The 24873-nt window shown below is 73.9% G+C and carries 21 protein-coding genes; 10 read left to right on the plus strand and 11 right to left on the minus strand.

Annotated features, from left to right (window positions below; all coding sequences use genetic code 11):
• Window positions 1–7: 7 nt before the first annotated feature.
• Genes ACIGO8_RS32370 through ACIGO8_RS32380 form a run of 3 tightly spaced genes read right to left on the minus strand, consistent with a single transcriptional unit; the run spans window position 8 to window position 3101 of the window.
• A complete protein-coding gene (locus ACIGO8_RS32370) occupies window positions 8–1324 on the minus strand; it encodes an ABC transporter substrate-binding protein (protein ID WP_399738109.1) in 1317 nt (438 codons plus the stop codon).
• A complete protein-coding gene (locus tag ACIGO8_RS32375; protein WP_399738111.1) occupies window positions 1321–2163 on the minus strand; it encodes a carbohydrate ABC transporter permease in 843 nt (280 codons plus the stop codon). The genes ACIGO8_RS32370 and ACIGO8_RS32375 overlap by 4 nt, the downstream gene beginning before the upstream one ends.
• 11 nt (window positions 2164–2174) lie before the next feature.
• The gene (locus tag ACIGO8_RS32380) at window positions 2175–3101 is read right to left on the minus strand and encodes a carbohydrate ABC transporter permease (RefSeq protein ID WP_399738208.1); all 927 of its coding nucleotides are present in this window, start codon (window positions 3099–3101) and stop codon (window positions 2175–2177) included.
• A 153-nt stretch (window positions 3102–3254) separates the two neighbouring features.
• On the opposite strand from ACIGO8_RS32380, the gene ACIGO8_RS32385 reads away from it, so the two are divergent.
• Together ACIGO8_RS32385 and ACIGO8_RS32390 are read left to right on the plus strand one after the other, a co-directional pair.
• Window positions 3255–4112 carry a phosphotransferase enzyme family protein gene (locus ACIGO8_RS32385; RefSeq protein ID WP_399738113.1) on the plus strand — a complete coding sequence of 286 codons (858 nt, stop codon included), beginning with the start codon at window positions 3255–3257 and terminating at the stop codon, window positions 4110–4112.
• A 4-nt stretch (window positions 4113–4116) separates the two neighbouring features.
• Complete coding sequence (locus ACIGO8_RS32390; RefSeq protein ID WP_399738115.1) at window positions 4117–4986, plus strand: alpha/beta fold hydrolase; 870 nt, start codon at window positions 4117–4119, stop codon at window positions 4984–4986.
• 19 nt (window positions 4987–5005) lie between these two features.
• Here ACIGO8_RS32390 and ACIGO8_RS32395 read toward each other — a convergent pair whose 3' ends face one another.
• The 4 genes from ACIGO8_RS32395 to ACIGO8_RS32410 form a co-directional block, all read right to left on the minus strand.
• Window positions 5006–5728, minus strand: a complete 723-nt coding sequence (locus ACIGO8_RS32395) for a 3'-5' exonuclease (RefSeq protein ID WP_399738117.1) — start codon at window positions 5726–5728, stop codon at window positions 5006–5008.
• Window positions 5729–5803: 75 nt separating this feature from the next.
• Window positions 5804–7060, minus strand: coding sequence for an SAV2148 family HEPN domain-containing protein (locus ACIGO8_RS32400; RefSeq protein ID WP_399738119.1), 1257 nt, complete (start codon window positions 7058–7060; stop codon window positions 5804–5806).
• A 131-nt stretch (window positions 7061–7191) separates the two neighbouring features.
• The gene (locus ACIGO8_RS32405; protein ID WP_399738121.1) at window positions 7192–8505 is read right to left on the minus strand and encodes a copper amine oxidase; all 1314 of its coding nucleotides are present in this window, start codon (window positions 8503–8505) and stop codon (window positions 7192–7194) included.
• Between the two features lie 54 nt (window positions 8506–8559).
• Window positions 8560–9405, minus strand: a complete 846-nt coding sequence (locus ACIGO8_RS32410; protein ID WP_399738123.1) for a Tat pathway signal sequence domain protein — start codon at window positions 9403–9405, stop codon at window positions 8560–8562.
• 145 nt (window positions 9406–9550) lie between these two features.
• Here ACIGO8_RS32410 and glgX point away from each other — a divergent pair, with 145 nt between their 5' ends.
• A complete protein-coding gene (gene glgX / locus ACIGO8_RS32415) occupies window positions 9551–11671 on the plus strand; it encodes a glycogen debranching protein GlgX (protein ID WP_399738125.1) in 2121 nt (706 codons plus the stop codon).
• Here glgX and ACIGO8_RS32420 read toward each other — a convergent pair.
• On the minus strand, window positions 11640–13019 hold the full coding sequence (locus ACIGO8_RS32420) for an MFS transporter (protein ID WP_399738210.1): 1380 nt from the start codon (window positions 13017–13019) through the stop codon (window positions 11640–11642). The two genes, glgX and ACIGO8_RS32420, sit on opposite strands and share 32 nt — an antisense overlap.
• A gap of 90 nt (window positions 13020–13109) precedes the next feature.
• Between ACIGO8_RS32420 and treY the strand changes: the two genes are divergently transcribed.
• From treY to ACIGO8_RS32435, 3 genes are all read left to right on the plus strand, one after another.
• Window positions 13110–15446 (plus strand): malto-oligosyltrehalose synthase, encoded by a 2337-nt coding sequence (gene treY / locus ACIGO8_RS32425; protein ID WP_399738128.1) that lies wholly within the window; start codon window positions 13110–13112, stop codon window positions 15444–15446.
• Between the two features lie 39 nt (window positions 15447–15485).
• Window positions 15486–16088, plus strand: coding sequence for a hypothetical protein (locus ACIGO8_RS32430; protein ID WP_399738130.1), 603 nt, complete (start codon window positions 15486–15488; stop codon window positions 16086–16088).
• A gap of 106 nt (window positions 16089–16194) precedes the next feature.
• Window positions 16195–16659, plus strand: coding sequence for an SsgA family sporulation/cell division regulator (locus tag ACIGO8_RS32435; RefSeq protein ID WP_399738132.1), 465 nt, complete (start codon window positions 16195–16197; stop codon window positions 16657–16659).
• 29 nt (window positions 16660–16688) lie between these two features.
• Here ACIGO8_RS32435 and ACIGO8_RS32440 read toward each other — a convergent pair whose 3' ends face one another.
• Window positions 16689–17744: a cytochrome P450 gene (locus tag ACIGO8_RS32440; RefSeq protein WP_399738134.1), complete on the minus strand. Its 1056-nt coding sequence runs from the start codon at window positions 17742–17744 to the stop codon at window positions 16689–16691.
• Between the two features lie 186 nt (window positions 17745–17930).
• Window positions 17931–18488 (minus strand): FHA domain-containing protein, encoded by a 558-nt coding sequence (locus tag ACIGO8_RS32445; RefSeq protein WP_399738136.1) that lies wholly within the window; start codon window positions 18486–18488, stop codon window positions 17931–17933.
• 155 nt (window positions 18489–18643) lie between these two features.
• Here ACIGO8_RS32445 and ACIGO8_RS32450 point away from each other — a divergent pair, with 155 nt between their 5' ends.
• The 4 genes from ACIGO8_RS32450 (at window position 18644) to ACIGO8_RS32465 (ending at window position 23713) form a co-directional block, all read left to right on the plus strand.
• Window positions 18644–19615, plus strand: a complete 972-nt coding sequence (locus ACIGO8_RS32450) for a GNAT family N-acetyltransferase (RefSeq protein ID WP_399738138.1) — start codon at window positions 18644–18646, stop codon at window positions 19613–19615.
• A 49-nt stretch (window positions 19616–19664) separates the two neighbouring features.
• On the plus strand, window positions 19665–21422 hold the full coding sequence (gene treZ / locus ACIGO8_RS32455; RefSeq protein ID WP_399738140.1) for a malto-oligosyltrehalose trehalohydrolase: 1758 nt from the start codon (window positions 19665–19667) through the stop codon (window positions 21420–21422).
• 74 nt (window positions 21423–21496) lie between these two features.
• Complete coding sequence (locus tag ACIGO8_RS32460) at window positions 21497–22537, plus strand: vWA domain-containing protein (protein WP_399738142.1); 1041 nt, start codon at window positions 21497–21499, stop codon at window positions 22535–22537.
• 93 nt (window positions 22538–22630) lie between these two features.
• Window positions 22631–23713: an ABC transporter substrate-binding protein gene (locus ACIGO8_RS32465; RefSeq protein WP_399738145.1), complete on the plus strand. Its 1083-nt coding sequence runs from the start codon at window positions 22631–22633 to the stop codon at window positions 23711–23713.
• A gap of 26 nt (window positions 23714–23739) precedes the next feature.
• Here the strand turns inward: ACIGO8_RS32465 and ACIGO8_RS32470 are convergent, their stop codons facing one another.
• Window positions 23740–24819: a M24 family metallopeptidase gene (locus ACIGO8_RS32470; protein ID WP_399738212.1), complete on the minus strand. Its 1080-nt coding sequence runs from the start codon at window positions 24817–24819 to the stop codon at window positions 23740–23742.
• Between the last annotated feature and the right edge of the window lie 54 nt (window positions 24820–24873).

Consider the following 24873-nt stretch of genomic DNA (forward strand, 5'->3'; position numbering starts at 1 on the left):
ATCGTTTTCAGACACGCTGATACCGGGCCAGCACCCGGTTGCCGTCCGCCACCAGCCGCCGTCTCAGCTCGTCGGTGCCGATGGCGCCGCTGTAGTACTCCTGGAAGGCCGGGGTGGCGACCTTGTCCTTCCACTCCGGATAGCCGCGCACCGACTGCGCCGGCGCCGGCCGCAGCCGCCGCGCCACCGCCGCGCCCGTCGCCCAGCCGAACTCCGGCGTGTGCAGGGCCGGATCGGCGAGCGCCGCCGTCGAGGTGGGCAGCATCCAGTCGCCGCGCGCGAGCCGCACCAGGTTGCGCGGCTGGAGGAAGAAGTCGAGGAAGCGGGCGGCCTCCGCCTTGTGCGGACTGTCCGCGGCGATGGACAGGGTCTGCGGGCTCACGCCCTGCGCGAGCCCGCCGGCCCCGGCGGGAGCGGGCAGCACGATCCAGTCGAAGCCCTTCGGCGCCTGCTGGACGATCTGCTGCCGGTACGAGAAGCCCAGCGGCACCATCGCGTACTTCCCGCCGAAGAAGCCGGGCAGGGTGTCGGATCCGCCGCTGCCGAGCGTGGCGCGGGAGGCGGTGCGGTCGGTGTCGACCATGGCCCGGATCGTGCCGGGCACGACCTGGTCGCCGTCGTCGAAGCGGACGGTCACCTTGCCGTCGGGCCCGCGGTGGAAGAGCCGGCCGCCGGCCGACAGGCCCAGATTGAGCGTGACGGAGACGGGCTCCTTGAGCGGCCAGGCGACGGCGTGGCGGCCCTCGCCCATCCGGGCCGTCAGCTCGCGCGCGACACTGCGGAACTCCTCCCAGCTCCAGGGCCGTTCGGCGGTCGGGATCCGGACACCGGCTTCGGTCAGGACCGTCCGGTTGGCCATGATCATGCGCGGTTCCTGGAGGAACGGCACACCGTAGATCCCGTCGCCGAAGGTGGTGGCCTGCCAGCTGTGCGCGGGGATGTCGTCACGCAGCCGCCCGGGCAGCAGGGTGCGCAGGTCGGCCAGATAGCCGCCGTAGGCGAAGTCGGCGAGGTCGTCGGAGGCGTCGTGGATGAGGTCGGGCGCCTCGCCGCCCTCGAAGGAGGTGAGCAGCTGGTCGTGGACGGAGTCCCAGCTGCCCTGGACGTACTCGACCTGGATGCCGGGATGGGCGGCGTTCCACTCCCGCACCAGCTCCCTGTTGGCGTCGACGGACTCCTGCTGCCAGGCCAGGGACTGGAAGCGGAGCCGTACGACGCCGTGGTCCTCGGCGCGCGAGCCGTCGGTGGCGCAGCCGGTGAGCAGCAGCGCGAGCGCGGCGGCCGCGGCGAGCAGCCGTGGGAGAGCGGACCGGCGCGGCCTCATGACTTCACCGCCCCGGTCAGCATGCCGTCGGTGATCCGCCGCTGGATGAGGGCGAAGACGACGAGGGACGGCAGGGTGGCGAGGAAGGCGGCGGCGGCGAGCGGGCCGAGGTCGGCGGCGCCCTCCGCGCCGAGGAAGTGGGTGAGGACCACGGGCAGGGTCTGCTTCTCCGGTGTCTTGAGGAGCACGAGCGCGAAGAAGAACTCGTTCCAGGCGGTGACGAAGGCGAAGAGGGCGGTGGCGACGAGGCCGGGCGCGAGCAGCGGGGCGGTGACGGAGACCAGGGTGCGCAGCCGGCCGGCGCCGTCGACGGCCGCGGCCTCCTCCAGCTCGGCCGGGACGGCCCGGACGTAGCCGGTGAGCATCCACAGCGCGAAGGGCAGTGACCACACCACGTAGACGAGGACCAGGCCCGGGAGGCTGTTGACGAGGTGGAGGTTCTTGAGGACCAGGAAGAGCGGAATGATCAGGAGGACGAACGGGAAGGCCTGGCTGACCACGACCCAGCCGGTGGCGGCGGCGGTGAGCCGGGAGCGGTGCCGGGCGAGGACGTAGGCCATGGGCGTGGCGACGGCGACCGCGACGACGGCGGCGGCGAGCGCGGCGACCAGGCTGTTGGCGGCGGCCCGCAGCAGCGGCTGCTCGTCGAAGGCCTGCCGGAAGTTGTCGAGGGTGGGGTCCCGCGGGATCCAGGTGGGGTGCAGGGAGCCGAGTTCCGTGGCCGGTTTGAAGGCGGTGGAGACCAGCCAGAGGAACGGGAAGGCGAGGAAGAGCAGATACGCGAGGAGGGCGGCGTACTGGCCGGCGCGGGCGGGCCCGCTGCCGCGGAAGACGCTCACCGGGCGCTCCCTCACTGTTCCTCCTTGAGCCGTCCGACGAGATACAGGGCGAGGAGTACGGAGACGACGGCGACGAGCACGCAGCCCATGGCCGCGGCGTAGCCGAACTGGCCGTAGCGGAAGGCCTCCTCGTAGGCGAAGAGCATGGGCAGCCGGGTGCGGCCGCCCGGTCCGCCGTTGGTCAGCACGTAGACCAGGGCGAAGGAGTTGAAGTTCCAAATAAAATTCAGGGCGCTGACGGCGAGGGCGACGGGCCGGAGGGCGGGCCAGGTGACGGTGCGGAAGCGGCGCCAGGCGCCGGCGCCGTCGAGGGCGGCGGCCTCGTGGAGTTCGCGCGGGGTGTTCTGGACGCCGGCGAGCAGCGCGACCGTGGTCTGCGGCATGCCGGCCCAGACGCCGACGACGATCACGGCGGGCAGGGCGGTGCCGAGGCCGCTGAGCCAGGCCCGGCCGTCGCCGAGGCCGAGGTCGTGGAGGGTCTCGTTGAGGACGCCGGCGTCGGGGTTGTAGACGAGCCGCCACATGATGCCCACGACCACCTCGGGCATCGCCCAGGGCACGATCGCGAGCGCCCGGGCGAGCCAGCGCAGCCGCAGGTCCTGGTGGAGCAGCAGGGCGAGGCCGAGCGAGAGGAGGAACTGCGGGACGGTGACGCCGACCGCCCACAGCAGGCCGATGCGGAAGGAGTCCCAGAAGAGGGTGTCGTGCAGCAGGTCCTGGAAGTTGAGGGTGCCGGTCCAGCGGGTGGCCTGGGTGCGGCCGGACTGGGCGTCGGTGAAGGCGAGCGCGATGCCGTAGAGGAGCGGTCCGACGCTCAGCAGGAGGATCGGCAGCAGGGCGGGCAGGACCAGGAACCAGGCGCCGAGGTCGCGGCCGGGTCTTCGGGCGGTGCGCTCGGGAGTGGTGCGGCCCGTGGACCGCCGGGGCGCGGTCAGCACACTCACGGCTTCCCACCCATGATTGACCCCCTATGCCCGGTTTGCCACCTTGCCTGGGACTCGGTCATCGTCCTGACGGGCCGTCGGTTCGTCAAGACGACCTGCACGGATGCGAGACTTTGGCGCAAGAGCGGCTGGTGTGGGGAGAGAACGATGGACGAGGCGCGGGCACGGGAGATCCTGGCCGCCGCGGGACTGCGGGCGGCCGACGCGACGCTGCTCGCGCTGGGCGAGAACGCGGTCTTCGGCCTCGGCGACCTGGTCGTCAAGGTCGGCCGGGACCCGGAGCTGCTGCCGCGCGCCGAGCGGGAGCTGGCGTTGGCCGGCTGGCTGGAGTCGGCCGGTGTGCCCGCCGTACGGGCGGCGGAACCGAAGCCGCTGACGGCCGAGGGGCATCCGGTCACCGTCTGGCACCGGCTGCCCGAGGCCGTGCGGCCCGCCGAACCGCGCGACCTGGCCCCGCTGCTCCGCGCGGTCCACGCCCTGCCCGAGCCGGCCGGCCTCGTCCTGCCGCGCCGGGAGCTGCTCGGCGGCGTCGAGCGCTGGCTGCGGCTCGCCGGCGACGCGATCGACCCGGCCGACGCCGCCTTCCTGCGCGAGCGGCGCGACTCCTTCGCCCCGGCCGCCGCCGCGCTCACGCCCCACCTCACGCCCGGCCCGATCCACGGCGACGCGCTGCCCCGCAACGTCCATGTCGGCCCGGACGGCCCGGTCCTGGTGGACCTGGAGACCTTCTCCTCCGACCTGCGCGAGCACGATCTGGTGGTGCTGGCCCTCTCACGGGACCGCTACGGCCTCGACCCGGCCGCCTACGACGCCTTCACCGCGGCCTACGGCTGGGACGTGCGGGAGTGGGAGGGCTGTGCGGTGCTGCGCGGGGCGCGGGAGACCGCGAGCTGCGCCTGGGTGGCCCAGCACGCGCCGTCCAACCCGAAGGCGCTGGCCGAGTTCGAGCGGCGGGTGGCCTCGCTGCGGGACGGCGATCCCGAGGTCCGCTGGTACCCGTTCTGACATCATGAGCACTGTCGAACCGACCGGTGGCGAACGGGGACTTGGGATGCGGATGGAACTGTCGGACGTCACGCTGGACGTCGAGGTGAGCGGCGAGGGCCCGACGGTGCTCCTCCTGCACGGCTTCCCCGACTCGCACCGGCTGTGGCGCCACCAGATCCCAACCCTGACCGCGGCGGGCTACAAGGTGGTCGCTCCGACCCTGCGCGGCTTCGGCGGCTCCGGCCGGCCGGACGGCGGCCCGGAGGCGTACCACCCGGCGAAGCACGTCGGCGACATGCTGGAGCTGCTGGCCCGGCTCGGCGTCGACCGCTGCCATGTGGTGGGACACGACTGGGGCTCCGGCGTGGCGCAGGGCCTCGCGCAGTTCGCCGCCGAGCGGGTGGCGAGCCTGACGGTGATGTCGGTGGGCGACATCACGGCGGTCCTCGGGCCGGACAGCTGGCAGGAGCGCCAGCGCATGTGGCACATGACGATGTTCCAGTTCGCGGGGCTCGCCGAGGAGTGGCTGTCGCGCGACGACTTCGCCCGGCTGCGCGAGATGCTCGCCGGCCACGCGGACCTCGACGAGGTGCTGGAACCGTTGCGCGAGCCCGGCGCCCTGACCGCGGCCCTGAACATCTACCGCGCCGCCCTGCCGATGGAGGTCCAGCTGGGCGTGCCTCCGACGCCGCCGCCTTTCACCATGCCGGTGATGGGCGTCTGGTCCACCGGCGACCCCTATCTCACCGAGCGCCAGATGACCGCCCTGGCCGCGCGTGCCCCGGAGGGCTGGCGCTACGAGCGGATCGAGGACGCCGGGCACTGGTTCCCGCTGGACCAGCCGGAGCGGGTCGACGAGGTGCTGCTGTCGTTCCTCAAGGAGAACGGCTGAGCGGGAAAGGCGAGAGCCTCTAGGACGCCACCGGCGCGGGCGCGCGCAGCGGCCAGAGCGGGTCGACGACCGCGTCCGCGTCGCCCTTGCGGCGCAGGAAGGACTGGAAGTCCTCGGCCCACTCCCGATACCAGCCGATCTGCCGCTCGTGCAGTTCGGCCGGGGCGAGCGCGGCGACCGACGGGTGCCGCTCGGCTATCGCGACGGCCACCCGGACCGCGGCGAGCGCGTCGGCCGCGGCCTGGTGGGCGGCGGTCAGTTCCACGCCGTACTCCGCGCAGACCGCTTCCAGGGTGCGCTTGCCGCGCCGGTAGCGGTCGACGGCCCGGTCGATGGTGTACGGGTCGATGACCGGTCCGACCGAGTCGGCGCCGAGCCGCTCCTCCAGCGAGGCGAGACCGTGCCGCCGCAGCTCCGCGGAGAGCAGGGTCAGGTCGAAGGAGGCGTTGTACGCCACGACCGGGACGCCCTCGCGCCAGTAGCCGGTCAGGGTCTCGGCGAGCTCGTCGGCGACCTCGCGCACCGGGCGGCCCTCGGCGGCCGCGCGCTCGGTGCTGATGCCGTGGATGGCGGACGCCTGCGCCGGGATGCGGATGCCCGGGTCGGCCAGCCAGTCGCGCCGGCGGACGACCTGTCCGCCGTGCACGCCGACGACCGAGGCCGTGACGATGCGGGCCTCCAGCGGTTCGGTGCCGGTCGTCTCCAGATCGAAGCCGACCAGCGGTGCGCCGTGCCAAGCCATCGGGTCCTCCTTACGTGATCTCCCCCGTGGTGGTGAACACCCTCGCACGGGCCACTGACAATCGGTCCGGAGGCGTCAGGAGACCGGGCGGGAATCGAGCCAGACCGACTCGAACTCCTCCCGGTATGTCGGAAATAGTCCGTGTTCCGCGTCACGGTCGGGTGCGTGTCCGGCCCGGACCACGTGGGTGCGTCCGCCGCCGCGCAGCACCAGGACCGGCGCCTCCATGCCGCGCGCCTTGCGCAGGTAGGACTGGACGACGCCGACGCCGTCCGCGCCGTCCCCGTCGACCAGATAGGCGGTGAAGCGCGGCGTCTCGTCGAAGACGTGGATCTGGAAGGCGCCCGGGTCGCGCAGCCTGGCCCGGACCCGGCGCATGTGCAGGATGTTCATCTCGACCGAGCGGCTCAGCTCGCCCTTCTTCAGACCGAGTTCCCGCTCGCGCCGTTTGACCGCGCTGCTCGCCGGGTTCAGGAAGAGCAGCCGTATGCGGCAGCCGGACTCGGCGAGCCGGACCATGCGCCGTCCGGAGAAGTTCTGCACCAGCAGGTTGAGGCCTATGCCGATGGCGTCGAGCCGCCGGGCCCCGCCGAACAGGTCCTCGGCCGGCAGCTGCCGCTGGAGCCTGACCCGGTCGGGATGGACGGAGACCACGTCCGCGTACCGGTCGCCCACCAGGTCCTCGACCGCGTCGACCGGCAGCCGGTCGGCCGACGGCACGCCCGCCCCGCTGCCGAGGATCTCCAGGAGCCGGGCCGAGGCCCGCTCGGACTGGGCGAGCACGGTCAGCGACAGGGCCCGGTTGCGGGAGACGACGTTGCGGGTCACCTCGAGCTCGTCCAGGGCGAGCTCGACCTCGCGCCGGTCGTCGAAGTACGGCTCGAAGCAGGGCCAGTGCTGCACCATCAGCTCCCGCAGCTGCGGCAGGGTGAGGAAGCTGAGCACGTTGTCGTCGGCCGGGTCGAGGAGATAGCCCTTGCGGCGCGAGACCTCGCGCACGGCCACGGCCCGCTGCACCCACTCCTGGCCGGCCGGCCCGGCCGCGGCCACCACCCACTCCTCGCCGTGCACCGGCTCGTACACCGGCCGCAGCACCGCGGCGACGACGGCCCGCAGCCGCTGCTCGACGAGATTGAGCCAGATGTAGGCGCGGCCGGCCCGCTGGGCCCGGGTGCGCACCTCGCTCCACGCCTCCGCGCCCCAGTCCAGCTCGGCCCCGATCTCCACCGGCCGGGCGACGGACACCGCGCCGGGCGGCGCCTCCGCGGGTTCGGCCGGTCCTCCGTCGTGACCCGCCTCGCCTGGGGGCAGCTCCAGACCTCCCGAGCTCACCCGCGCACCGCCTTCTGCTCCCGGACATCCGGTCCGGCCGACTGGAACACCATCTGACAATGATCAGCAACGATCAAGGAAGGGTACTCCGGGAGCGGGAGGCGATGCAGCAGGATGGACCGGTGCGTCGCTCAACTACCCTGTGGCGGCGCGCCGTTCTGGCCGGCGAGATCGGCCGGAGTGAGCGGATTCATAGCGGTTACGTCCCGGGGCGCGAGCTGGAATCCCTGCCAGTGGACGGGCATCGGCTGCTGGTCCTCGTCCCGGGCGACGTGGTGGAACCCGATGTTGACCCACACCGCCGGGTTGGTCAGCGTCTCGCCGTTGACCCACTTGTCGACGCTGTCCGGCGCGTTCCGCCCGCAGTCGAGGATGTTGTTGCTGGCGAACTGCTCGCAGGCGCGCGCCTGGGTGAAGTAGACGTCGTGCCGGGTGAAGGGCCGGCCGGCGTAGGTGTTGGTGTGGCCGGGCACGATCTCGTACGAGCGGGGGTGGCCGTCCTTGTTCTTGCCGGTCGCGCTCACCACCCGCCACCAGCGCATGTTCTTCGCGTCTCCGGCGAGTTCCTTGGTGACGGTGGTGCGGGTGGTCTTCACGGTCGGGCTGCCGCCCCGGGCCGGCGGCGTGACCTGGGAGTCGTACTGCTCGATCCGGCCCTTGGAGCTGCCGTCGAGGCCGAAGTCCAGCTTCCAGAAGACGTTGTGGGCGTGGCTGGTGGCGTAGTCGCGGGCGCCCTTGCCGATGGGCCAGCCGCGGCCGTCGGTGGCGTTGTAGTCGACGGGCGAAAGGCTGCCGGTGGCGCCGACGTTGGCGCCGATCATGCCGTCGGAGGAGAAGCGCCACTCGCTGATGTACTCGTACCAGCCGACCTTGTTGACGGTGTAGACGAGCAGGTCCTTGCCCTGGGCCTGCCAGACCTTGGAGCCGGTGTCGGCGGCCATCCGGTAGGCGTGGCCGCGGGCGCGGGTGGTGGTGCACAGGCCGTTGACCTTGCCCACGTCGGGCACCTTGACGGAGGTGAGGGTGCCGCCGGGGCACTCGCCGGGCTTGAGGTTCTGCAGGCCCCAGCCGAAGCCGGCGCCGGTCAGGTCGTCGTACTCGGCGTTGCCGTCGTCGTAGGGCACGTGGATCTGGGCGAGCTTGGCGCTGTTCAGGACGCGGATGGGCGCGGGCTCGCCAGGCGGCTGGTAGGTCACCTTGTCCAGGATCAGGCCGGAGTCGGTGGAGTAGCGCCAGCACATGCGCCAGACGGTGCCGCCGTCGAGCTTCTGCTCGATGCGGTACGCGGCGGAGCAGTCGGCGGCGGGCGGTGCGGGCGCGGCCGGGGCGGCCGGGGCGGCGCCGGCCGGCGTGGCGCCGGCGGCGGTGGCGACGGTGCCGAGCAGGGCGCCGGCGGCGAGGACGGTCCCGGCCCTGCGGGCGGGCCGGAGTCGCGAAGAGGACATGCGGAACGTACTCCCTCGGTACGGACGTGCGTGACGGTACGGCCGGGTCGGTGGTCAGCCGACCCGGGTGACGGTCCGGGCGCTCAGGTCGACGATCAGGTCCCGGGTGTCGATCCAGGCCCCGTTGAGGACCTTGGTGACGAGCCGGACGCAGCGGTGCTCGCCGCACCTGGCGAGCGGCGCGGGCACGTTCCGCTCGCGGTAGGTGCGGTAGACGTCGCCGTTGAACCACAGCTGGTCGGTGGAGGTGAGTTCCTTGCCCGTGGCGTCCTTGTAGTCCTCCTTGACGCCCTTGCCGAGCGGGCTGTCGAGGATCAGGCGCAGGGCCGCGCGCAGCTCCTCGGGGTGGGCGGAGGGCTGCACACCGCGCTGGGCGCCGGACTGCTCGACCTTGCCGGTGTCGAGGTTGACGGTCGTGGTGACGAGCTCGTCGCGCCCGTAGTCGTAGAGGCGGACCACGGCCCGGCGCGGGCCGCCGGTCTCCTCGCCGGGCCGCGGGTCGGCGAGTTCGGTGCCGAGGCGCTGCGGTCCGCGGCCGCCGGCGGCGTTCCGCCGGTCCGCGGCGGCCGGCGGGGTCAGCGCCAGGGCCTCGGCCCGCTTCAGCTCGCCGTCGGTCAGCGGGTCGGTGCCGACGCCCCGCTCCCCCTCGGGCGGCGCGGAGGCCAGGGCCGCGGGTCCGGGCGCCGGGCCGGCGGCGCCCTGCCCGCCCTGCCCGGCCGGGTCGCCGGAGGCCGTGGCGTCCGGGCCGGCGGCGGCGGTGCGGCGGGGCGCCTCGTCGGCTCCGGCGCTGCCGGGCAGGGTGACGGCGACGGCCACGGCGGTGCCGGTCACGGCCATCGCGGCGCCCGCCACCACCTTCCCCAGATGGCGGCGCACTATTTCGTACACACTTCCCCCCATATGCACATGTTTTCCCCTGTTCCCCCTCTTGAGGTGCGGTCACCCGGTAGGACGGGTCGAAGTCCTAGGAGGTTGCCCCGGTTTCGGGCAGGATCTGGCCGAAGCAGACCCCTTGACCCCGGATCAGAAGTGGAAGAGTTCACCTATGCAGGTCTGGCCGGGACAGGCGTATCCCCTGGGCGCCACCTATGACGGTGCAGGAACCAATTTCGCGGTCTTCTCGGAGGCCGCCGACAGAATCGAGCTGTGCCTGCTCGACGACGACGGGTCGGAGACGGCGGTCGAGCTGCGCGAGACCGACGCCTTCGTGCGGCACGCCTATCTGCCGGGCGTGATGCCCGGACAGCGGTACGGCTTCCGGGTGCACGGCCCGTACGCGCCGGAGCGCGGACTGCGCTGCAATCCGGCCAAGCTGCTGCTCGACCCGTACGCGCGGGCCATCTCCGGCTCGGTGAAGTGGGGCGAGGCGGTGTACGGCTACCACTTCGGACGGCCGGACTCGCGCAACGACCTCGACTCGGGGCCGCAGACGATGACCTCGGTCGTGGTCAATCCGTACTTCGACTGGGGCGACGACCGGCGCCCGCGCACCGAGTACCACCACACGGTCATCTACGAGGCCCATGTGAAGGGCCTGACCATGCTCCACCCGGACCTCCCGGAGGAGCTGCGCGGCACCTACGCGGGGCTCGCGCACCCGGCGGTCATCGGCCATCTGAAGGAACTGGGCGTCACGGCGCTCGAGTTGATGCCGGTCCACCAGTTCGTCAACGACCACCGGCTGGTGGACGCGGGGCTCTCCAACTACTGGGGCTACAACACCATCGGCTTCTTCGCCCCGCACAACGCCTACGCCTCCTGGGGCGACCGGGGCCAGCAGGTCCTGGAGTTCAAGTCGGCGGTGCGCGCCCTGCACCAGGCCGGCATCGAGGTCATCCTCGACGTGGTCTACAACCACACCGCCGAGGGCAACCACCTGGGCCCGACGCTGTCCTTCCGGGGCCTGGACAACTCCTCGTACTACCGGCTGAGCAACGACCCCCGGTACTACATGGACACCACCGGCACCGGCAACTCGCTGCTCATGCGCTCCCCGCACGTGCTCCAGCTGATCATGGACAGCCTGCGGTACTGGGTGACCGAGATGCACGTGGACGGCTTCCGCTTCGACCTCGCGGCCACCCTGGCCCGCCAGTTCCACGAGGTGGACCGGCTGTCGTCGTTCTTCGACCTGGTGCAGCAGGACCCGGTGGTCAGCCAGGTGAAGCTGATCGCCGAGCCGTGGGACCTGGGCGAGGGCGGCTATCAGGTGGGCAACTTCCCGCCGCAGTGGGCCGAGTGGAACGGCATGTACCGGGACTGCGTGCGCGACCTGTGGCGCGGCGAGCCGCGCACGCTCGCCGAGTTCGCCTCCCGTCTGACCGGCTCCTCCGACCTCTACCAGGACGACGGGCGGCGCCCGCTCGCCTCGGTCAACTTCGTGACCTGCCACGACGGTTTCACGCTGCGTGACCTCGTCTCGTACAACGACAAGCACAACGAGGCCAACGGCGAGGGCAACCGGGACGGCGAGAGCTACAACCGGTCCTGGAACTGCGGCGCCGAGGGCGACACGGACGACGCCGGCATCCGTGAGCTGCGGGCGCGGCAGATGCGCAACTTCCTGGCCACGCTGATGCTGTCGCAGGGCGTGCCCATGCTCGCCCACGGCGACGAGTTCGGGCGCAGCCAGGGCGGCAACAACAACGCGTACTGCCAGGACAGCGAGATCGCGTGGGTGCGCTGGCCGAAGGCCGGCAGCGAACCGGAGTCCACGCTGCTCGAGTTCACCCGGGCGATGGTGAAGCTGCGCCGCGACCACCCGGTGTTCCGGCGCCGCCGCTTCTTCCACGGGCGGCCGGTGGAGGGCACCCACGACGAGCTGACCGACATCGCCTGGTTCACGCCGCAGGGCGAGGAGATGACGGCCCGGGACTGGCAGGCGGCGCACGCCCGCGCGCTCACCGTGTTCCTCAACGGCAACGCGATCTCCGAGCCGGGCCCGCAGGGCGAGCGGATCTCGGACGACTCCTTCCTGCTGATGTTCAACGCCTCCTCGGAGGAGCTGGACTTCGAGGTGCCGGACAGCCACGGCGAGTGCTGGCGGGTGGTCGTGGACACCTCCCACCCGGAGGGCATGCCGCCGGAGGAGGGCCCGCGGGTGACGGCGGGCGAGCGGGTGACGCTCGCCCCGCTCACGCTGACGGTGCTGCGCCGGCCGGCCTGACGCCCTGCTCCGGCCCGGCGCCCGCGCTCGCGGCAGGGGCCGGGTCCGGCGTCGGCGTCGGCGTCGGGTGGATGCGGACCGTCCAGGAGAGGAGCGCGCAGGCCACGGCCGCGCCGGCCGCCACCGCGAAGGCGGCCGGGGCGCCGTGCGCCTCGGCGAGCCGGCCCGACACGGCGAGTGCGAGGGCCTGGCCGCCGACCACGCCGCTGGTGAGGAAGGCCATGCACTCGGCGAGCCGGGCGGGCGGCGCGGTCCGCTCGGTCAGGCCGAAGACGGTGATGAGGTGCGGGGCGTAGGCGACGCCGAGGACGACCACGCCCGCGTAGAGGCCGGCGAGGCCGTCCACGAGGACCAGCGGCGCGGCGAGCACCACGAGCGCGCCGGTCGCGGCCCGCCAGCGGGTGGTGAGCCCGATCCGGGCGGGCACGGCGGCCATGGCGAACCCGGCGGCGGCGCTCGTCACGCCCATCGCCGCGTAGACGAGCCCGGCCTGGTCGGCGGCGCCGAGGCGCTCGGTGAGGGCGGTGATCCCGGCCTGGGAGGCGCCGAACATGGCGCCCTGGAGCATCATCGTGGCCCGCAGCGCGTAGGTGGCGGCGGGCAGGCGCGTCCGTTCGGCGGCACTCGTTCGGGTGGCCTTGGTCCCGGCCCTCCTCCCGGACTTCGTCGCGCCCGGCGCCAGGCCCGGCGTCCCGGCCGGCGTCGCGACCGGCGTCGCGACCGGCGCCGCGACCGTGGTCCCGGCCGTCGTGCGGTGTGTCGTGCGGGCCGTCGGGTGCAGCGCGAAGGCGGTGCCGCAGGTCGCCAGGAGCGCGGCGGCGGTCAGTAGGGCCGCGGCCGGGTGCGCGACGGTGGCGGCCAGGCCGACGAGCGCGGGGCCGAGGACGAAGGAGACCTCGTCGAGCGTGCCCTCGAAGGACAGGACGGTGCCCACGGCCCGGTCGTCGGCGCCGGACGCGCGGGCCAGCGTCACCGAGCGGGTCCGGGCGAGCGGCCCGACCTGCGGCACCGTCGCGCCGGCGAGCGCGCCGAGCGGCATCAGCAGGCCGACGGGCGCGCGGCCGAGCGCGGCGAGGACGAGCAGGGTGACGGCGACGGCGTTCGCGAGGGAGGCGGCGAGGACCACGGGCCGCTGGCCGTGCCGGTCCGCGAGCCGGCCGACCAGCGGCCCCGCGACGGTCTGCCCGGCGGCGAGCGCGCCGCCCGCGAGGCCCGCGGTGGTCAGCGACCCGCTGGTCTCGGCGACCAGGAGGAGGCTGCCGAGCTGGCACATCGCGGTCGGCAGCCGACCGAGGAACGACACCGCGGGCAGGACCGGGCCGAGCAGCGACAGGGTGTCGCGATACATCCGGAGCATCACGCGAACGTAACGCGATGCACACGAACGGGTGCATGGGGCGATGACACAGAAGCCCTCACGCGGGGTACGTACGTTCGCATGACGTCCTCCTCCGCACGCGCGCTGCCCACCGCGACCTACCGGCTCCAGCTCCGGCCGGAGTTTCCGTTCGCCGCCGCAGAGCGGGCCGTGCCGTATCTCGCCGGGCTCGGCGTCTCGCACCTGCACCTGTCGCCGGTGCTCGAGGCGGTGCCCGGCTCCACCCACGGCTACGACGTGACCGACCACCGGGCCGTACGGGCCGAACTGGGCGGTGAGGCGGGGCTGCGGTCCCTGTCCGCCACGGCCCGGGAGCACGGGCTCGGGATCGTCCTCGACCTCGTGCCCAACCACATGGCGGCCTCGCCCCGGCACAACCACGCGCTGTGGGAGGTGCTGCGGGACGGTCCCGAGTCGCCGTACGCCCGGTGGTTCGACATCGACTGGGCGGCCGGCGGCGGGCGGATGCTGCTGCCGGTGCTGCCGGCGCGGCTGTCGGAGGTGCGGGACCGGATGCGGGTGTCGGGCGGGATCCTGGCCCTGGACGGGCAGGAGTTCCCGCTGCGCGAGGGCACCGAGGGGCTGCCGCTGGAGGAGCTGCTCGACGCCCAGTGGTACCGGCTCGGATGGTGGCGGCTCGCCCGTACCGAGCTCAACTACCGCCGCTTCTTCACCATCTCGGACCTGATCGGCGTCCGGGTGGAGGACCCGGAGGTGTTCGCCGCCACGCACGCGAAGGTGCTCGAGCTCGTCGCGGACGGCGTGGTGGACGGGCTGCGGATCGACCACCCGGACGGGCTGGCCGACCCGGAGGGCTATCTGGAGCGGCTCGCCGAGGCGACGGACGGGCGGTGCTGGACGGTGGTGGAGAAGATCCTCACCGGCACCGAGCCGCTGCCCGCGTCCTGGCCGGTGGACGGCACCACCGGCTACGACGCGCTGCGGTACGTGGACGGGCTGTTCACCGACCCGGTCGGCGCCGACGAACTCGCCGACGTGTACCGCGAGTTCGTCGGCCGGGCCGGTGACCGGGGCGGCTACTGGGAGGCGACCGCGCGGCGCGCCGCGTACAAGGTGGTGACGCACGAACTCGCCGCCGAGACCGCCGCGCTGACCCGGACCGCCGAGCGGATCTGCGCCGCGGACCCGGACCTGCGCGACCACGCGCCGTGGGCGCTGCACACGGCGGTGCGCGAGCTGCTCGTCCGGATGCCGGTCTACCGGCCGTACCGGACCGGCGGGGAGCTGGTCCTCACGCCCGAGGCGGCGCGCGGCGCGAAGGCCGCGTTCGCGGTGCCGGAGGAGGCGACGGCGGTGGACGTGGTCCGCGACCTGGCGCTCGGCGCGCGCGGTGACGGGCCCGAACACCGCGCCTTCCGGGCCCGGTTCGCGCAGACCTCGTCCGCGCTGCGGGCCAAGTCCGTCGAGGACACCGCCTTCTACCGCTACACGCCGCTGCTGTCGGCGAACGAGGTGGGCGGAGACCCGGGCCGGCCCGCGGTCGCGCCCGACGAGTTCCACGCCTTCTGTGCGCGCCTCGCCCGCGACTGGCCCGGCACCGGGACGGTGCTCACCACCCACGACACCAAGCGCAGCGCGGACGTACGAGCCGGGATCGCGGTGCTCGCCCAGTGCCCGCAGCGCTGGGCGGAGCTCCTGGAGGAGGTGTCCGGGGTGCCGGCGCCCGATACGCACCTGGCGTGGACGGCGTGGCAGACGGCGTTCGGCTTCGGCACGGCGGACGCGGAGCGGCTCGGGCCCGCCGTCCTGAAGTCCGTACGGGAGGCGGGTCTGCACACCAGCTGGACCGAGCCGGACACGGCGTACGAGCGGGCCGTGGCCGAGTTCGTGGCGGCCGGGCCTGGCCGGATCCCGCTGCGCGGGGCCTCGGAGGCCGCCTTCGCCCTGGAGCCGCACATCCGCGCCCAGGTCCTCGGCGCCGCACTCGTCCAGCTCACGATGCCGGGCGTCCCGGAGCTCTATCAGGGCACGGAGCGGGAGTACCGCGCGCTGGTGGATCCCGACAACCGGGCGCCGTTCGCGATCGGCCCGGACGACGACAAGACGGCCGTGGTGCGCGCGGCGCTCCGGCTGCGCCGCGAACAGCCGGCCGTCTTCGGCCCGGCCGGCCACTACGCTCCGCTGAGCGCCACCGGACCGGCCGCTCCGCACTGCCTCGCCTTCAGCCGCGCGGACCGCGTCCTGACCGCCGTCACCCGCCTCTCGCTGCGCCTCGCGGAGACGGGCGGCTGGCAGGACACGTCGCTGGCCCTCCCGGACGGCCGGTGGATCGACGTCCTCGACGGCGTACGGGAGTTCACCGGCGGCCCGGAGACGCCGGTGAAGCTGGCGGAGCTCTTCGACAGCCGGCCGGTGGCGCTGTTGGCGCGGCTGTGAACTTGTCCGGCGCCGAGCCGCGATGACAAGCTGACGATCATGCAAAAGGATCAGGTCAGACGCCTTGTCGGGGCGGGTTTCGGGCTCGTCTTCGTCGAGGCGAACGCGGGCGGTCTGCCGACGGCCGTCGCCGCTCCGCTGCGGCTGGCCGCCGTCGCGGCCTTCGTGGCCGTGGTCGTTCTCGGGCGGCGCTTCTCGGCCGGCGGTCACGCCATCGCCTCCACTCCGGCCACCGCCGATGGCACCGGCGGTGACGTCGGCGGCGGGCCCGGCGGCGGTGAGCGGGCGGCGACGGTCTTCGGCCGGCGCTACTGGGCCGTGGTGGCGGCCGAGGTGCTCGGGCTCGCGGCCGGGCTCGTGGTGCTCAACCGCGTGCTGCACGCCCCGCAGGCCACCGTCGGCTGGATCGCCTTCGTCGTGGGCGTGCACTTCTTTGGCCTCGCCACCGTCTGGCACGCGCCCGCGCTGCGCCCGCTCGGCGCGTCGATCACCGCCTGCGGTGTCGCGGGCCTGGCGCTGGCGGCCGCCGGCGCCTCCACCGCGCTGATCGGCGCGGTCGCCGGTGTGCTGCCCGGCGCTCTGCTGCTCGCCTCGGTGTGGTGGCCCTCCTTCCGCCGGGCCCGGCCGGTCCGTCCCGTCTGAGGGGCGCTCCGCCTCGAACCGGTCGAAGTGTGCCGCCGGACGCATGGGTTCGGCCTGAGCGGTTACGCGCAGGAGTGGCGGAGTAAGGCGGAGAAGGGAGAGCGACATGTCGGAACGTCGGCAGCACGAGACCGGGCACGCGATACCTCTGGTCGGCCCGTTGCGCACGACGGGCCACCGGGTGCACGCGGACCTGGAGATCCCGATCGACGTGGTGTTCTCCTACGATCCCGCCGACCCGTGGGCCGTCCACACCTCGTTCGGCCAGCTCGACCAGACGGTCGACTGGACGCTGTCCCGTGAGCTCCTGGAGGCCGGCACCCGCACGCCGTGCGGCGTGGGCGACGTGCAGCTCTGGCCGCTGCGCCGGGGCGGCCTGGGCGGCCGGCTCCGTATCCGCCTCGGCGGCACGGGCACTCCGGTCCTCGTCGACATCGACCGCCGCGCCCTGCGCGACTGGCTGGCGACGACCTTCCGGGCGGTCCCGGCCGGCACGGAGGCGGACCACATCGACTGGGCGGCCGAGGCGGCCCACATCGGCCCGGGCGTCCGGCCGCATCCCGAGAGCTAGGGCAGCGCCGGAGCCCGGCCGGGCCCGCGTCAGCCGGCCGGGCGGACCAGGAGGGCGCGGGGCGCGCGGGTGACGAGGCCGGTGCGGGCGGGGCGGGCGCCGGGAGCGAGCCGCAGCCGGGGCATGGCGCTGAAGAGGGCACGCAGGGCGTATTCGGCCTCCAGGGCGGCGAGCGTGACGGCGGGGCAGGTGCCGGTGCCGTAGGTGAGCTGGCCCGGGTCGTCGCGCCACGGGTCGAAGACGTCCGGGTCGCGGAAGCGTTCCGGGTCGCGCCCGGCCGCGCCGACGAGGAGGGCGACGGGCGCGCCGGCCGGGACGATGCCGCCGGAGACCCGGATCTCGCCGCGGGTGCGGCGCATCATGATCTGGACCGGCGGCTCGCGGCGCAGGGACTCCGTCCAGGCGCGGGCGACGGCGTCGGAGGGCGCGTCGCGCAGCGTCTCGGTCAGGTGCGGGTCGGTCAGGACGTCGGCGAGGAAGCCGGCGAGCGCCTTCTCGCGTACGGCGATCTGGCCCGTGCACTGTCCGGCGAGCGCGGACGCGGCCCGGCCGCGCACCAGGCGCATCATGTCCCGGTAGGGCACGCCGACGGCGGCGGCGACGGTGCCGGCGGGCAGCCAGTGGCAGAAGTCGGCGACCAGGTCGGCCTGCGGGCGTTCGGCGATGCGGCGGGCGAGGACGAAGGCGGTGCGTTCGGCGACGGCCCGCAGTTCCGTCTCGTCGACGTCGGTGTGGGTCTGTGCGCAGGGCGGGTCGCCGGGGCGGTGGCCGTGGGTGAAGCGGGCGTCGGTGAGGGCGCTCGCCACGTCGGCGTACCGGCTGAGGACCCAGGCCCGCAGGAGCGGGTCGTGGGTGAGCGGGAACTCCTCGCGCAGCACCCGGTAGACGCGGTACGGATCCCGGGTCGCGCCCGGCTCCAGCGGGCTGGGCGCGACCCGGCGGGCGTCGGGCCGGCCGTGCCGGTCCGTGCGGGCGCGAGCCGGGCCGGCGGGTGCCATCGTGGGCAGCTTGGCCCACAGGTCCCGCCACGGCGCGTGGTGCGGAGCTGGTGCGCGGTGCGTCGGGTGCTTCGGCTCGTCGCTCATCTCGCCCCCTCGTCGGTCAGCGGCGCGCGTGCCCCAAGCCCACCACCGGGCAGACCCGGACGCAGCAGGTATACCGCCGAACGGGTGACGAGAGGAGACCCGCTCCAGCCACTCCCGAGCGCTCCCCATCCCCACCGACCGGGCGCCCGCAAGCCGCGCCCCGCGCCTCGGCCGGGTCCTGCGCGTTCAGTGGGGCGAGAGCCGGAACGCCATCTGGCCGAATGCCACCGCGTCGCCCGCCCGCACCACCACCGCGCCCGTCACCCGGCGGCCGTTGACCGTCGTGCCGTTCGTCGAGCCGAGGTCGCGCAGGATCCACAGGCCGCCCTGCAGCGACAGCTCCGCGTGCAGCCGCGACACCGTCTCGTGGCTGAGGCGCAGGCCGTTCACCGGGTCGCGGCCGATCCGCAGCGGATACGGGCCGGGCTGCGGCAGCAGGAGCTTGGGGAGGCGCTCGGCCTGCCAGGCGCGGCCGATCCGGGCCGTGAACGCGGACATCTTCTCGACCGCGCCCACCACCCGCCGCGTCCAGGCCGACTCGGTCGTCAGGTCGGCGGTGAGCAGGGCGAGTTCGTCGGAGCGGCGGGCCACCAGGGCCCGCTCCATGCGGAAGAGGAAGGTGTCGTGCGACAGACGGCCCTGCGCCGCGCCCTCGCGGAGCACCGCGAGCGCGCGCTCCCGCTCGGCGTCGGTCAGCCGAGGGGATTCCGGCGGGGGCGCCGGGAGCTCGTAAGGGGTCGTCACATCCGTGATTGTCGGACGGGAGGCCCCGGGGTGTCCAGAAGGGCCCCGGACGACGGGGCACAAACCCGCATGCCTCCCGGCGTGATCGTTGCTACGGTCTGGCGGCCGGTCGCCGTCCCGCGCCGGCGGACCGATCACCTGGGGGAACCCGCTACATGACGCACGAGCCCGCGCTCCACGTCCGGCCGCTCACCGGCCCGGAGGAGCTCGACCTCTTCACCCGCCTCACCTACGAACTCGACCACGAGCTCGCCGACGACCTCGCGACCGGCCGCCGCCGCCCGGAGTGGCTGTGGGTGGCGCTGCGCGGCGACCGCCTGGTCGGCCGGATCGGCTGGTGGACCGGGCAGGCCGGCGGCGCGCCGCAGTCCCTGGACTTCTTCGACCTGGATCCGCGGCTCCCGGCCTCGGAGGCCACGGAGATCGGGCTCGAGCTCTTCCGGACGGCGGCCGCGGCCGTTCTCGACGGCGGCGCGCGCCCCGAATTCGGCCGGTTCATGCCTGCCGACTGGCGGGAGGTGCCGGAGACCCGCGCCCGTCTGGAGACGCTGTTCGGCGTCCTGGAGGCGACCGGCGCCCGGCCCCTCGTCGAGCGGCTGCGCCTGGAGTGGCGGGCCGGCACGGCCGTGCCCGAGCCGGCCGGGCGGCTGGTCTTCCGCCCGGTCCGGGACCGCGAGGACCTGCTGGCGCTGATGACGCCGGTCATGGAGGGCACGCTGGACGCCCACGGGCGGGCCGACCTCGCCTCCGGGCTCTCACCGCGCGAGGCGGCCGAGCTGCACTACGACGAGGAGCTGGCGCACTACCCGACGCCCCGCGACTGGTGGCGGATCGCGGAGCTGCCCGGGACCGGCGAGCCGGTCGGCTTCGTCGTCCCCGCGCGCAACCACTACCACCCGGTCATCGCGTACATCGGCGTGCTGCCCGCCCACCGCGGCCGGGGCTACGTCGACGACATCCTCGCCGAGGGCACCCGGGTGCTCGCCGCCCAGAACGTCTCCCGGATCCGGGCGGCCACCGACGTCGGCAACGTGCCGATGGCGAAGTCCTTCGCGCGGGCCGGTTACGTGAACTTCGCGCGGGCGGTCAACTTCGTGTGGGACGCGCCGGGCAAGCAGGGCGACTGACTGCCAGGATGGTCCCCGTACCGTACGTCGTCGACGAGGGGACCGTCGCGTGCTGTTCGAGGTATGGGCGCCGCACGCCCGAGACCGGGTGACCCTGGAGCTGAACGGCGCCCGGCTCCCGCTGGAGCGGGACGCCGAGCGCCCGGGCTGGTGGACCGGCGTCGCCGCCGCCGAGGACGGCGACCGGTACGGCTTCGCCCTCGACGACGGGCCGCCGCTGCCCGACCCGCGCGCCCGGCGCCTGCCGGACGGCCCGGACGGCCTCGCCGCGGTCGTCGACCACGACACCTACGCCTGGCGCGCCGAGCCGCCGCGGCTCAGGCTGCAGGGCGGTGTCCTGTACGAGCTGCACGTCGGCACCTTCACGCCCGAGGGCACGCTCGACGCGGCGGCGGCGCGGCTCGGGGAGCTGGCGGGCCTCGGCGTCACCCATGTGGAGCTGATGCCGCTGTGTCCGTTCCCGGGCGTGCACGGCTGGGGCTACGACGGGGTCGCGCCGTGGGCGGTGCACGAGCCCTACGGCGGGCCGGCGGCGCTCAAGCGGTTCGTGGACGCCGCCCACGGCCTCGGCCTCGGTGTGGTCCTCGACGTCGTGCACAACCACCTCGGGCCGTCCGGGAACCATCTGCCGTCCTTCGGCCCGTACTTCACCGACACCCATCACACGCCGTGGGGCGCGGCGGTGAACCTGGACGCGCCCGGTTCGGACGAGGTCCGGGCGTACTTCCTGGGCAGCGCGCTGGCCTGGCTGCGCGACTACCGGATCGACGGGCTGCGGCTCGACGCCGTGCACGCGCTGGCCGACACCCGGGCGCTGACCTTCCTGGAGGAGCTGTCGACGGCCGTCGACGAGCTCGCCAGGGAGCAGGGCCGGCAGCACTTCCTGATCGCCGAGTCCGACCAGGGCGACCCGCGCACCACCACGCCGCGCACGGCCGGCGGGCTCGGCGTCCACGCCCAGTGGAACGACGACTTCCACCACGCCCTGCACACCGCGCTGACCGGCGAGGCCCAGGGCTACTACGCGGACTTCGCGCGCGCGCCGATGGCCGCGCTCGCCAAGACCCTCACCCGTGTCTTCTTCCACGACGGCACGTACTCCAGCTTCCGCGGCCGCCGGCACGGCCGTCCCGTGGACCGTGAGCGCACGCCCGCCCACCGCTTCCTCGGCTACGCCCAGACCCACGACCAGATCGGCAACCGGGCCACCGGGGACCGGCTTTCGGCCACCCTCTCCCCCGGCCTGCTGGCCTGCGCCGCCGCCCTGGTGCTGACCGGGCCTGCCGTGCCGATGCTGTTCATGGGCGAGGAGTGGGGCGCGAAGACGCCCTGGATGTACTTCACCGACCACACCGACCCGGAGCTCGCCGAGGCCGTACGGCGCGGCCGGCGACGGGAGTTCGCGGCCCACGGCTGGGCCGAGGAGGACGTGCCCGACCCGCAGGATCCGGCCACCCGTGACCGTTCCGTCCTCGACCGCGCGGAACGCGGACGCGACCCGCACAAGAAGATCCTCGCCTGGCACCGCGAGCTGATCGCCCTGCGCCGCACGCTTCCCGACCTCACCGACCCGGACCTGGCCGGCCTGAAGGTGGCCTACGACGAGGAGGCCCGCTGGCTGGTCTTCCGGCGCGGCGACATCCGGGTCGCGGTGAACCTGGGCAAGGAGCAGGCCGACATCGCCCTCGGCTCCAACGGGCGCGACCGTGTGCTCGCGACGTGGGACCGGGAGCGGACGCAGGCGCCCGGCCGGGACGGGCTGCTGCGCCTGCCGGCGGAGTCGGCCGTGGTGCTCTCCGACGCCTGATCGATTGTCAGTGGCGGATGGGACGGTAGGAGCATCCGAAGGCGGAAAGCCGGGAAATGAGGGGGAGCTCTGCCATGTCCGGAAGCCAGAACTACATCAATCACGTCGCCCTCGTGCTGGACGCCAGCTCGTCCATGTCGCACCTGAGCGGCAAGGTCGTCGAGGTCGCCGACCAGCAGATCGCCTACCTCGCCCGCCGGTCGAGGGAGCTGGACCAGGAGACCCGCGTCACGGTGTACGTCTTCGCCGACACGGTGGAGTGCGTCATCTACGACAAGGACGTGCTGCGCATGCCGTCTCTGAAGCAGCTGTACCGGGCCGGCGGCATGACGGCTCTCCTCGCGGCCGCGCTGAAGTCGCAGCGGGAGCTGGCGCAGACGGCCCAGCTCTACGGCGACCACAGCTTCCTGACGTTCGTCCTGACCGACGGCCAGGAGAACGCGAGCCACCGCTGCCCGGACGCCTTCTCCAAGGATCCGCGGGAGTTGGTCGGGGCCGTGGCCGGGATGATCGCGACGCAGGAGGACAACTGGACGCTGGCGGTGCTCGTGCCGGACCAGATGGGCCGGCGCGAGGCCATGCAGTGCGGTTTCCCGAAGGAGAACATCGCCATCTGGGACGCCACCAGCACCAAGGGCCTGGAGGAGGCCGGGCAGGTCATCCAGGAGGCCACCGAGAAGTTCATGGTGGGCCGCACCAAGGGCATCCGCGGCTCGCGGGCGGTGTTCTCCACGGGCGCGGAGACGGTCAACCAGGACACCATCAAGGCGGCCGGCCTCACGCCGGCCGACCCGTCGGCCTATGCGCTGCTGCCGGTGGACCGCGCCGCGGCGATACGGGAGTGGGTCGTCGACGCGGGACACACCTACCGCACCGGCGGCGCCTACTACGAGCTGAGCAAGTCGGAGAAGGTCCAGGCGCGCAAGCAGATCGCGGTCCTGGAGAAGAAGACGGACCGGGTCTACACGGGCCCCGAGGCGCGGGCGCTGCTCGGGCTTCCCGACGTGGAGGTGCGGGTCAAGCCGGACCACAACGACAACTTCACCATCTTCGTGCAGAGCACCAGCGTGAACCGCAAGCTGGTGCCGAACACGCGGCTGCTGCTGATGCTCTGACGTGGCGTGACGTGCCGTGAAGTGCCAGGGAAGTGCCGTGACGTGACGGGCCGCCGAGGGCGGTCGCGCAGGGCTCGGCTAGGCTCCGCGCGCATGAACATGTCCTCGTCAGCCGTGCGGATCGGCGCGCTCGTCCCTCTCACCCGACCCGGCTGGACCGAGGCCGGCCGGCATCTGCTGGCCGGTCTCGAGCTGGCCGTCCACGAGGTCAACGAGGTCGGCGGGATCGCCGGAAGGCCGCTGGAGCTGGTGGTGCGGGACACCGCGGCCGACCCGGACCGGGCCGCGGCGGCCGTGGACGAGCTGGCCGGCCTGGGCGTGGCCGCGCTGGCCGGCGAGTATCACAGTGTCGTCGCCCGCGCGGCCGCCGCCCGGGCCGACGCCCTCGGCCTGCCGTTCCTGTGCTCGTCGGCCGTTCTCGACGCGCTCACCGACGGGCCGACGCCCTGGGTCGCGCGCCTCGCGCCTGCGCAGTCCCACGGCTGGCGGGTCTACGCGGACTTCCTCCTGGACGCCGGTCACCGCCGGATCGCGGTGGCGACCCAGCCGAGCGTCTACTGGGCGTCCGGGACGCGCCTGCTGCGGGACCGTCTCGCGCCGCGCGGCGGCACCGTCGTCGAACTCGACACGCGCGAGCTCGACCCGGCGGCGCTGTGCGACGCGCTCGTCGGCCACGGCGCGACGGCCCTGCTCCTGCTGGTCGGCCTTCCCGAGCCGGCGGCGGGGATCGTCAGGGCCGTGCGCGCGGACCCGCGCCTCGCCGGGACGCTGATCGGCGCTCCGGCCGGGCAGCCGGAGTTCGCCGGGTGGGAGGCGCTGCTGGGCGGCGACGGGGCCGCGGTCCCGTTCCTGCGCTATCTGCCCGAGCGCCTCACCGCGCTCGGCGCGCGGGTCGACGCGGCCCTGCGGGAGCGGCTGGCCGCGGCGCCCTCGTTCGTCGCCTTCGAGGGTTACGACACGATCGCCGTCCTCGCCGACGTGCTGCGCTCCGAGGGCGCGGACCGGGACAGGATCGCCGCGGCCTGGCCGCGGGTGGCGGTCGAAGGCACGCGTGGGACGGTCCGGTTCTCCCGGGAGCCCGGCATCGGCGTCTCGCAGTGGGTGTGGCCGCCGGTCCAGGTCGTCGACCGGGATCCGGCGGACCCGGACCGCTTCAGGGTCCTGCGCACCGGCTGAGCGCGCCTAGAGGGTGTCCGGGTGGCTCATTCCACGATGGCCATCTCGCGCGGGGTGTCGTTGAAGCGGCGCCCCGTGCCGTCCTCCGTCAGCGTCACGATGTCCTCGATGCGGACGCCGAAGCGGCCGGGCAGATAGACGCCCGGTTCGACGGAGAAGCACATGCCGGGGACGATCGGCCGCTCCTCGCCCTCGATCATGTACGGCGGTTCGTGGGTGGTGACGCCGATGCCGTGGCCGGTGCGGTGGATGAAGTACTCGCCGTAGCCCGCGTCCGTGATGACCTTGCGGGCCGCCCGGTCCACGTCCTGGCAGGCGGCCCCGGCCCGTACCGCCTCGAAACCGGCCTGCTGGGCCTCCCGTACGAGGTCGTGGACGCGCCGCTCCTCGTCCGTCGGGTCGCCGACGTGGACGGTGCGGGTGGTGTCGGAGCCGTAGCCGTGCTTGAGGCCGCCGAAGTCGAGGACGACCATGTCGCCGCGCTCGATGACCCGGTCGCCGGCCTCGTGGTGCGGGTTGGCGCCGTTGGGGCCGGAGCCGACGACGGTGAAGTCGACCTGGGAGTGGCCGAAGCGCAGCAGCAGCGCGGCCAGGTCGGCGGCGACCTCGGTCTCCCTGCGCCCGGCGAAGGGCACCGTGAGGATCTCGCCGTAGGCCCGGTCGGCGGCGGCGCCCGCCGCGGCGATCCGGGCCAGCTCGTGCCGGTCCTTGACGGCGCGGAGCATCGGCAGCGCCTGGGTGAGCGAGACGTACGAGGTGCCGGGCAGGGCCTGCTGGAGGCCGAGCAGGTGCATGGCCCAGGCGTTGTCGCTGACGCCGAACCGGCCGTCGACGTCCAGGAGCGGGGCCGTGACGGCGTACGGGTCCGTGCCGTCGGTCCAGTCGCGCAGGGTGAGCGCGGCGGCGCCCGCCGCCTCCTCCGCGTCCGGGGCCTCCAGGGTCGGGACGACGAGGACCGGGTCCTGGCCGGGTGTGATGACGAGGACGGTGAGCCGTTCGGTGATCGCGGTGGGCCGGTAGCCGGTGAGGTACACCAGGTCGGGCCCGGGCGCGACGAGGACGCCGGCGAGTCCGGCCTCGGCGGCCGAGTCGGCGGCGCGGGCCATCCGGGCCCGGTAGTCGTCGGCGGTGAAGGGCGCGGGCGCGTCGGCGCCGGACGC

The sequence above is a fragment of the Streptomyces sp. NPDC053493 genome, from assembly GCF_044544825.1.
Taxonomy (GTDB): domain Bacteria; phylum Actinomycetota; class Actinomycetes; order Streptomycetales; family Streptomycetaceae; genus Streptomyces.